The sequence below is a fragment of the Schlesneria paludicola DSM 18645 genome (assembly GCF_000255655.1).
In the GTDB taxonomy this organism is placed as follows: Bacteria; Planctomycetota; Planctomycetia; order Planctomycetales; family Planctomycetaceae; genus Schlesneria; species Schlesneria paludicola.
The window spans coordinates 2,522,604-2,532,428 of sequence record NZ_JH636435.1; the positions used below are offsets into that span (position 1 = coordinate 2,522,604).

Consider the following 9,825-nt stretch of genomic DNA (forward strand, 5'->3'; position numbering starts at 1 on the left):
GGCGTGATCAGCCTGGCGGTTTCGTTACTCGGCGGCCTGGTCGATTTGCGTGTGCAAGTCGCCACGCTTCGCACCGAGGTTGCGTCCTTACGTCGTGACTTCGACCGACCGCAAAGGGTTGCCCATGTCGACCGCTCCGCAGAAACACAAGCCGCCCACGGTCGGCATCAAGGCCCCGAGATCGTACCACCGCTGGTATCGCCTACGGGCCTGGTGGGGGCCGGTCGGCCTGCGAGCCAACCAGCTCTCGAAAGAGCCGTTGTGCCAGGTGTGCCAGCTCGCGAACCGAATCCGCCCAGCGACCGACGTCGACCACATTCGACGTCACGGCGGGAAATGGTCCCTTTTCTTCGACGCCAGCAACTTACAGTCGCTTTGCAAATCATGTCATAGCGAGAAGACCGCGCGCGGCGAGTGATCGCCTGCAGCATCGTCATCTCTGGCGGGGTGCATCACATGGGCAAGCGTGGACCAGGCAAGACGCCCGTCGCGACATTGAAGCAACGGGGCACGTTCCGAGCTGATCGTCATTCCGATGAAGTCGACGAGCAGCTCGGTCCCTCATTGCCAGATCCGCCGCCGCACTTCGACGCGGAGCAGATCGAACTGTGGAACAAGATCGGCGGAAAGCTCGCGGCTCGCGGCTTGATGACCGATCTCGACGCCCAGGCGTTCGAGCTGCTGATCGCCAGCTACGTGGGCATGCTGCAAGCTCAAGACGCACTGGCTGCCGATGACCTGATCGTCTACGTGGGCGAACAGTCGACACCGATGGCCAACCCGCTTGTGAACATCATCGCGAAGAACACCGCGATGCTGAAATGGTGCCTCACTCAGTTCGGCTGCACTCCATCGGCCCGTACCGGCATCAACCCCGCGAAACGCATCGAAAAGACCATCGATCCAATGGCCGCGTTGTTGGCTGGTACATCTGCGAGCAAACGACCCGAAAAGTGTACCACCCGGAAAAAGGCGAAGTCATGAGTGAAGAACGCGGCTTCATTTCGTTGAAGGCAGACGGCCACACCTGGCTGTTCGCGTTCGATCCCAGCCCGCGCAGCCTTATGGCGTTATTCGACGTCCTGATCGAATACGAACGTGATCCGGAAAGCGGGTTCACCAGTTGGCACGCAACGCAAGTTCTACGAGGCCTCGCCCATCACCTGTGCGCAAATGCCGAGTCTCGGCGAACCGCAGGGATCTTGAGCGGTATTGCGACGACGTCCTAGCGAAAAAGGTTGTCGTCGGCACGCTCGAACGTGCGGCCGTCGAACGATACCGGCATGACTGTGACACCGCAGGCGCTCGCGGCATCTACTGGGACGATGACGATTTCGAACGAACGATTTCGTTTGTTCAGCTTTTGAAGCATTCGACCGGGGAATTCTGCGGCCACCCGTTCATTCTGAAGCCCTGGCAAAAGTTCGTCGCCGGGAACCTGTTCGCCTGGAAGAACAAGGACACCGGTTTCCGCCGGTTCCGCGAATGCTTCATCAGCATGGGACGCGGCAACGGTAAGTCGCCGTTCATGGCTGCCCTGGTCAACCGCCTCTATCTGCTAGACAACGAACCTCGATCACAGTTCCAGCTCGCGGCAGTCGAACGGGCCCAGGCCGAGATCGTTTTCAACGAGATCTACGAGCAGCTCAAATCGCAACCGGCCTTCGGCGATCGCTTCAATTACTACCGCGCGAAACACGGCAAGAAGTCGATCGTCGACAAGATCCTCGGCGGTGTGATCGAGCCACTCGGGAGTGAAGGCCGCGACGGTTACAACCTGCTTGGCTACGTCGCCGATGAGATCCACGCCTGGACCGAAGAGCATCAGGCCCTCTGGGAAAAACTCGAATCGTCCATGCGAAAGCGACGGCAGCCGCTTGGGATGGTGATTTCGACGGCTGGCGATGACCGCTCGAAGTTGTGGCTTCGCGTCCACAAGTTCAGCTCTCAGATCGCTCGAATGTTGATTCAGGAAGATCGTCACTTCTCGTTCATCTGTGAAATCGACGAGGACGATCGGAAGGCCTCGTTGTACGACGAAACGTCCTGGCGGAAGGGAAACCCGAACCTCGACATCAGCGTCAAACGTGAGGCTTTGCGGCTGATCGCGAACAAAGCGAAGAACGATCCCGTCTGTTTCAACGAATGGTTGCGGTATCACATGAACGTCCGCGTCCGGTCCGTCACGAAGGTGATCGATCACGCGATGTGGATTGCAGGAGGATCCGCGCTACCCGATTTGACCGGAAGGCACTGTCACGGCGGCCTCGATCTTGGCTGGCGAAACGACCTAGCCTCGTTTTATCTCTGCTTCCCGCTCGACAAGAAGCGTTTCGCCTTCAAAGGCTGGAACTGGCTGCCTCGCCACGGCGGCCGTGATCTGACCGCCGCCCCGTGGCCGCAGTGGATCGAACAACGAAATGTCACTCCGACCGATGGCGAAGCGACCGATCCGGAAGCCATCTACGAACGTCTGAAACAGGTTCGTCGAGACTATGCCATTTCGTCCGTGGCACTCGATCCGAATAACGCCAGGGCGGTCGGTCTGCACCTGGTCAACAACATGGGGATGAGCGTGTTCGACTTCGGTCAGAACGGTCAGTCCTACAACGAACCGATCCGCGAATTTCTTACCGCCCTGGGTGAAGGCCGCATCCTCCACGACAACGACCCCGTGCTGGCCTGGGCTGCCGACAACCTGGTTCTGCGCACCAATTCGGCCGGCTTAGTGATGCCAGCGAAAGATCAGGCGGACGAAAAGATTGATCCGATCGTCGCCGCCTTCATGGCGTTCGCCCGTTGCTTGTATGGCGATCCCGTGAGTTCCGGACCTCGGATCAGGAGTTTGTGATGGTCATGGTCAAAGTGATGCAGATCAATTGGAAGACGTCGGGCCTGGGGTTCTGTGGTTTGCTGACCTCGGTCGGAGCACTCGGCACCGACATGCTCTCGGGTAACTACAGCACGATCGTCATGCACCTGCCCGCGATCGCCGCGTCGTTGGGACTGATGTTCGCCAAGGACTCGACCGCCGCAGGTAAGTAACGACCGTCACCGCTCGATCTGGGCAACCCTCAAATTTGTCGATTCTGAAAAGGAACTTTCATGTCGAAAACTCGCGTTGTCCAGATCGTTGTCGGTGCTTTGGCGTCCGTGCTGCTGTTGGTCGGTGCGTTCGCAAATTTTGCCAGGCTGCAATCGCGATCAGAAGCGCCGGGCCTGGTCGACTACCTGCTCTACGTTGCCTCCTTTGGCCTCCTCGGCCTGGCTGCCCTCGCTGTGGTCATCGTGGTCGCCGTTGTGGCCGTGCTTTCGAATCGTGCGGCCCATCCGTCGGGAGATCACTCGCCAGATCTGACGGGGCTGCATGCGAAGAAAGAACCAGAATCGGACGTGTTTCGAAATCAACTGAACGAAGAGTTCAAAGAGGCTCTTGCCGTCGACGCGAAACGCACCCGGATCTGGAAGATCATCGACGAACTCTCCGACGCTCTGCGGGATGACGACGCCGGATCAGACGCCCTGTTCATCGTTCGCGAGCGATTCCACAAGCTGCAGTTCGGTCCGACGCCTCACCAGGCGACGGAATCCACCGAAGACGATGAAAAGCCCGCCCCCACGAAACGGGCGGCTTCCTAACCGCAAATACCCCGTGAGAAGGCCCCGCCGATTGTCGCGAGACGTCGGCGGGGCCGAGTGTCTTCTGAGGTTTTCATGCGAACTCTTGCAGCCAGGAAAAAGACGATGCGTATCAAAGGTGCTTTCCTAGCGATTCTGACGGCAATTTGGTGCGTGATTTGGTGCCTGGGCTGTGCTCCCGTCGATCCACCAGCTCGCAAGGACGCTCCGAAGCCACCGATCGTCGTGGAATCACCCGTCACCGTAGCGGCCCGCACGGCCTTCCGTGCTCGTGATGCGGCCTATGCCGATCAATTGGAAGCCCTGGCGAACGACGTCGAAGGCGGACAAGTGAAATACGACGCCAAGCTCAAGCAACGGCTGGAAGACGCCAAATTGCGAGCTGCCGATGCCGCAAAGTCCGGTCTCTCGAAAGTCATGGCAGACGAATTCGGGGAAAACGCCCTGGCCAATCCCGCCAACGTTGCAAAGTCGCTGCGAGCACTCGCCGCCGCGCTCAAATGAATCGTGGTTCCCTCTCGTGTGACGCGTGTTTTGGCCATTTTGGAGTGAACCATGCTCGGTTACCGACAAGATCGTGAAGATTGGGACTACTTGCGGGCAAACGCGAAGGCATTCCCCGCGAACTGCTGTGCCACCGGCGAGATCCCCGACGACTTCCATCCGCAATTGCGAACGAAGAACCAGAAACAGACCAATTCGTGCGTTGGCCACGGTCGATCGACGATGTTCGCTCACCTGAATTGGCTCATCACCGGCGAAGAGGTCGATTATTCCGCCTGGTACGCGTATCTGGCCGCCCAGCGTGCCTGCAACATGTTTGGTGTTGATGAAGGGGCAACCTTGGCGGGTGCGATGGCCAGCGGTGGCTGTTGTCGCGAAGACACGCTCCGCTTCCCTGGCTATTACACGACGTCCATGCCAGCGGCAGCCGTCACCGAGGCCAAAGAACACCCGATTCTTCAGTTCAGTGAATTGCGTGGCTACGACGCGATATGGCGATACACGTCGACGCACCAAGGGCCGGTCCTAATCGGCACCGAATGGTACGAAGGCCACGCTCGACTTGGGAAAGACGGGTTGGAATCCAAGGCGAGCTGCTTGCGCGGATCGAGCCTCGGTTATCACTGCCGCTGCATCATCGGTTGGTCACCGCGACGCGATAGCCTCGGCCGTCGCTGGCTCCGATGCAAGAACTCCCACAGCACTGAATGGGGCAATCAGGGCGAATCGGAAATCGAACCGGCCCTGGTCGACGAATGGGCCAACGATCGATTTGCAGCGTTCTTCGGTGCCAGCGAATCGCGGCCGTTCGAGCCCCGTCCCGTGAACTGGCTCAATCATCAGTGGATTCCCGTCTGATCGTTTCACGGGATTGTCAAATCGTCTCACAAGGAAGCGAGAGATCATGTCGAAATCGTATCCCGTGCCAGGCCTCGGCCTGTTGTTCGTCATCGGCCTTAGTTTGCTCATTGCATCGTGCGCTCCGTCACCGGCCTTTCCGTCGCCGCCCAAAGAACAGAAGCGGTGCGTCGTACTCGTGGGGGCAACTTGGTGCGTTCCCTGCAACACGGTCAAGGACAACGTGGTGCCAGAGCTGGTGAAGCTTGGCCTCAGTGTCGCGGACGCCAACAAACGATCCGCCGTCGACATTCACCTGGCCGACTATGACCACGATCAGGGGATTCTGAAGGAATGGGGCATCACAGCCGATCAAGTACCGATGCTCGTTGCGTTTGAATCTGGAAAGCAAGTCGATCAACGATGTGGCAGCCTGGGCGTCAACGATTTCCTTGCGTTGCTCGGTCGCACGGACTTGGGCAAACCTGCAAAGCCGGTCGACCCTCCCAAGCCAATCGTGCCAGCGGAACCGGTGGCCACCATCGTCAAGCCTGACGAGGCGGTACCAGCGGCGACGAGCACGTGGGATCAAATCACCGAGTTCATTGGCACTGACACCGCGACGGTCACGATTACGGTGCCGAATGGTCGCAAGATCAAGATTCCCGACGCCAGGGCGGTCGTCACGTTTCCGCTGACACTGACCGCTCACGTCAAGGTCGTCGGCGATTCGCTACAGATCGATTTCGACAAGCCGTTGCTGAAAGCCGAAGCCACACGCTTGGGAATCCGCCTGGGGACCGAGATTCCCTCGGCGAATCTGACCAAGGACAGGTTCACGGCGCAAACCGCCTTGGGACTTCCGTTCATCTGGCAATTGAAAACGCATCCATTCGGTTGCGATGAAATTGAAGGATCAAATTCCAGTTGCTATTGATTGGCTGAAGCGCTCGAACAACATGATTCTCGGAGACCCTGTTAGTTCGTCGGAAATATCATCGTTTTATGTCGCTCATTTGAGGAAGCAACATTCCCGCCATCGCTTGTTCCCATGCTAAACATGATTCGATCCCGGGCTCCCCAACTTGCGAAAATGATGTGTCCCAGAAGACTCTCACAGAATGAGGAAAGCCTCCGAGAAATCACTCAGAGGCTTTTCTCATTAGCCCGCCTCGAACTTTTGATTTGCCAAGAAACGAACGAAGAGCGTTCGATCACCACGTCACGAACTGTTGGTTAATCAGTTGCGATCTCTGGTGCAAGCTTGGCATCACTTGACTTCTATGAACTTTTTCCCATTACATACATTACACGTAATGTTATAGGTTCCGTGATTACAGCATGGACTATATGTCATCGTATCGTCAGGGGTGGTGTTAGGTCCTTCGCCGGGACACCAAACAACTTTTGTTCCCCTACAACGGTTACACGTTCCTATCCGAAACGGCGCGTCATATCCAGTTCCATCGCAAATCTTGCATTTGATTGTCCCAGATCCTGCACACGTTGTACATTTTCGGTTCAATAATCCAGTGCCCTTGCAATTGAGACAAAGCTGTTTAGTTATAGTGTTTGTGGCTTCCGACACCTTTGCTTTTGCTTCAGCAGCTTCATTCCGAGCCTTTTCGAGATCGTCTTGCAACACTTTTATTTGTGCATTTAAATCTCCACTATCCGGCTTGCTCGTTCCTTTCGAGCAGCCGCACGATAACGTTAGCATAATCAACTGGATGGTAGCCATTCTTCGATGCATCTGTTTCACTCCTGCAATTGCGGCACTACATTCAGAACGCTAGAACACGCTCCTCGGATCAAAAAGACGACAAGTTGATCCAACATTCGGTCAATTCTTTCTGGATCTCGCATTTCTGCTTTTTCTCAATTTCTCGATCGCTTTATGTGGCAGGGCCTGCTGTTCTGAACATTAGGCATAGCCGATTCCGCAGTGCGCATCAATTCTCAATAGTGTGACGACGCTCCTAACCTCGTCAGACTGGATCGGTCTAATATTCGTTATTGAACTATGATCAGGATGTATCGAGAATGCAAAGTACAGGATTCGAGCCGGTGAGTCCTAGTCTAAAAGCGCGTTGTTGTGCTGCCGTTGGCATCGACCAGAATTCGGAACGTGCCGCGGTGATCGAGCGGGCCGCGTCGATCGCTGATGCCTGGTACGAATCCCACCCAATGCCGATGGGCTGTGCCAAGGCTGCTGAACGCCATCACAAGGCGTGCAGCTCACATGTCAGCAGCGAAATCCGGCTGGGCTGTGGTGTGATCACCTGGCTGACGATCGTCAGCTGCTTGTTCTCGATCTGTTACACAGTCTGGAGCTGGCGACGCGAGGTTGAAAATGATCGATAATCAGCGAGAGGAACAAAAACCGAAAGGCGGCTATCCGAAGATAGCCGCCCCGTTTAACGGCGAGGGCGGGATTCGAACCCGCGGTACACCGAGGTGTACGCCAGCTTATCAGGCCGGCACGATAAACCACTCTGACACCTCCGCAGTCACTTTTGTAAGAGAAATGACTGCGGAGAGGCCACAGCGGAATTTTACCATCGAATACGCAGAAAGTCGAGACGGAATTGTATAAATTCGGTTCTTGCGCAGCTGGACTGCATCTGGTGAAGGGATTCACCAATGCTCAATCGCTTGCGCTCGTTCGCCGCCAATAGTTTTGCGTCATTCGCCCGAGGTATGGGTTACACCGAATCCATCATGGCCGCCCGGGTGCCTGGCGTGCCGAACACGCAGTCCCGAGTGGCGGTCAATGAACAGACCGCCCTTCGGTACGCGGCCGTCTACGCCTGCATTCGCTGCATCAGCGAGACCAAAGGCTCGTTGCCGATGGAAGTCATCGAGACTTCGAAATCCGGCAAGGAAACCGTCACGAAGCTGCATCCCGTCGCGCAGCTCTTGCAGTACGAACCGTACGAAGACATGACGCCGATGGTCTGGTCCGAGACTCGCCAGGCCGACGTTCTGACCGGCGGGAACGGCTATTGCGAAATTGTCTTCGACAACGACGGCATGCCGATCGGCTTGATCCCTCGGCACTGGTCGCTCGTGACGCCACGACGTGATGCCAATGGGCGTTTGGTTTACGACGTCCGCCAGTCCGCTGGAAGCTCCAGTATCCGCACGCTCGATCGATCGCAGATGCTCCACGTGCCCGGCTTCGGCAACGGGATCTTGGGTTGGTCCCCGATTCGATTGCTCGCCGAGTCCATCGGTATCGGCCTGGCACAAGACAAGTTTGCGGCCGCCTACTTCGGCAATTCCGCGAAACCTTCGCTCGTCCTGCAGTCCCCTGGAGCGTTAAGTGATGAAGTGTTCGGCAGGCTGAAGGCCGAAATCGACACGCAATATTCCGGCGACAACGCCCATAAGGCCATGTTGCTCGAAGGCGTGGAAGCCAAGCCGCTTTTGATCCCCGCGAACGAGGCCCAGCTCCTCGAATCCCGCGAGTTCCAGGAAGAGGTCATTTGCCGAATCTTCCGCTTGCCGCCTCACATGATCGGCCTCTTACGACGGGCGACGTTCAGCAACATCGAAGCTCAGGACCTGAGCTACGAAAAGCATACGATGCGGCCCTGGCTGATCAGGGACGAGCAAGAGATGAATCGAAAACTGTTCCTGCGAAAGGAACGCGGCCGTTTTCACATTCGTCACAACGTCGACGATTTACTTCGGGCCGACATCAAGACGCGGTACGACGCGTACAAGACGGCAATTCTCGGCGGGTTCAAAACCAGGAACGAAGTGCGTGCGACTGAGCACTTGCCCTCAATGCCAGGTTGTGACGAACTGCTGTTGCCAGAAGCTATCTTCGGCAAGAGCAAGGGTAAGCAGAACTCCGGCGACGATCAGAAGTCCGCACGAACACGCCGCAAAACCGATCCTCGCTTGAAAGCGTTGATGTGTCAGACCGTCGCGGGCCTGATCGCTCGCGAAGCCACGCATGCCGAGCGCGCGGCCAGCAAGCCAGAACAGTTCCGCGAAGCGGTGAACTCTCTCTATGCGAAACACGTGGAGCTGCTTTCCGAAAAGCTGTCATGCGTCAAGGACACACAGCCCGCACTGCGATCGGCGAAAGCCCATCGCGACGAGCTGCTCGCCCTGGCGGGTTCACCGGCATTGGCTGCCGACGTCGCATCGCTCACGGCGACGTGGTCGACCGAAACCGAATCGATTGCCAAGGCCCTCTTGGCTTAATCCCTCTTTCTGGAACGCAACATGGCTCCGACGATGCCTCAGCAACTTGAACGACGTCGCTTTAACCTGCCCGTCGAAATCCGCTCCGATGGTGATAAGACGCCGGGCAAGATCAGCGGTTATTCAGCTCGCTATTTTGATCCCAGCGACCCGAACACGCAGTACAAGCTCTGGGAGGATTGTTTCGAACGCATCCAACCCGGTGCCTTCGATTCCGCGATCAGCCGCGGCGACGACGTGCGTTGTTTGTTCAACCACAATCCGGATCTGATCCTTGGCCGGACCACGTCCGGTACTTGCACCATCCGCGTCGACGCGAAGGGGCTTTGGTTCGAAGCGGATCTTCCGAACAGTCCTGCCGGACTCACGGTTGCCGAGGCCATCAATCGCAAGGACGTCACAGGGTGTTCATTCTCTTTCGACGTCATCGCTGCCACCTGGCAAGAGGAAATCGTCGAAGGTGAATCGATCTGGTACCGGATCATCACCGACGTGCGGCTGTACGACGTCGGTCCCGTGACGTTTCCCGCGTACGGTGCCACGGACTGCGATATGGCCAGCGCCCGCAGCTCACTCGATCGATTCCGATCCTCTCGCCCGATCCCGCACAGCGTGCGTAGCCGCCGT

At 57.3% G+C, this 9,825-nt stretch carries 12 protein-coding genes; all 12 read left to right on the forward strand.

Annotated features, from left to right (window positions below; genetic code table 11):
* Window positions 1-124 precede the first annotated feature (124 nt).
* Complete coding sequence (locus OSO_RS0128540; protein WP_010586396.1) at window positions 125-418, forward strand: HNH endonuclease signature motif containing protein; 294 nt, start codon at window positions 125-127, stop codon at window positions 416-418.
* Between the two features lie 38 nt (window positions 419-456).
* The gene (locus tag OSO_RS0128545) at window positions 457-984 is read left to right on the forward strand and encodes a phage terminase small subunit P27 family (protein ID WP_029247586.1); all 528 of its coding nucleotides are present in this window, start codon (window positions 457-459) and stop codon (window positions 982-984) included.
* On the forward strand, window positions 981-1,229 hold the full coding sequence (locus OSO_RS0128550; protein WP_010586398.1) for a hypothetical protein: 249 nt from the start codon (window positions 981-983) through the stop codon (window positions 1,227-1,229). The genes OSO_RS0128545 and OSO_RS0128550 overlap by 4 nt, the downstream gene beginning before the upstream one ends.
* Window positions 1,166-2,851 (forward strand): terminase large subunit, encoded by a 1,686-nt coding sequence (locus OSO_RS0128560; protein WP_237729347.1) that lies wholly within the window; start codon window positions 1,166-1,168, stop codon window positions 2,849-2,851. The genes OSO_RS0128550 and OSO_RS0128560 overlap by 64 nt, the downstream gene beginning before the upstream one ends.
* The gene (locus tag OSO_RS0128565; RefSeq protein WP_010586400.1) at window positions 2,851-3,045 is read left to right on the forward strand and encodes a hypothetical protein; all 195 of its coding nucleotides are present in this window, start codon (window positions 2,851-2,853) and stop codon (window positions 3,043-3,045) included. Before OSO_RS0128560 ends, OSO_RS0128565 begins: the two co-directional genes overlap by 1 nt.
* A gap of 60 nt (window positions 3,046-3,105) precedes the next feature.
* On the forward strand, window positions 3,106-3,639 hold the full coding sequence (locus OSO_RS0128570; RefSeq protein ID WP_010586401.1) for a hypothetical protein: 534 nt from the start codon (window positions 3,106-3,108) through the stop codon (window positions 3,637-3,639).
* A gap of 105 nt (window positions 3,640-3,744) precedes the next feature.
* Window positions 3,745-4,143: a hypothetical protein gene (locus OSO_RS0128575; protein WP_010586402.1), complete on the forward strand. Its 399-nt coding sequence runs from the start codon at window positions 3,745-3,747 to the stop codon at window positions 4,141-4,143.
* A 51-nt stretch (window positions 4,144-4,194) separates the two neighbouring features.
* A complete protein-coding gene (locus OSO_RS0128580) occupies window positions 4,195-5,001 on the forward strand; it encodes a C1 family peptidase (RefSeq protein WP_010586403.1) in 807 nt (268 codons plus the stop codon).
* Window positions 5,002-5,047: 46 nt separating this feature from the next.
* Window positions 5,048-5,917, forward strand: a complete 870-nt coding sequence (locus OSO_RS0128585) for a thioredoxin family protein (RefSeq protein WP_010586404.1) — start codon at window positions 5,048-5,050, stop codon at window positions 5,915-5,917.
* Window positions 5,918-7,047: 1,130 nt separating this feature from the next.
* A complete protein-coding gene (locus OSO_RS0128590; RefSeq protein WP_237729348.1) occupies window positions 7,048-7,344 on the forward strand; it encodes a hypothetical protein in 297 nt (98 codons plus the stop codon).
* Window positions 7,345-7,623: 279 nt separating this feature from the next.
* Window positions 7,624-9,198: a phage portal protein gene (locus OSO_RS45520; protein WP_010586406.1), complete on the forward strand. Its 1,575-nt coding sequence runs from the start codon at window positions 7,624-7,626 to the stop codon at window positions 9,196-9,198.
* A 21-nt stretch (window positions 9,199-9,219) separates the two neighbouring features.
* Window positions 9,220-9,825: HK97 family phage prohead protease (locus OSO_RS51405; protein ID WP_010586407.1), on the forward strand; the 606-nt coding region annotated here is incomplete at its 3' end.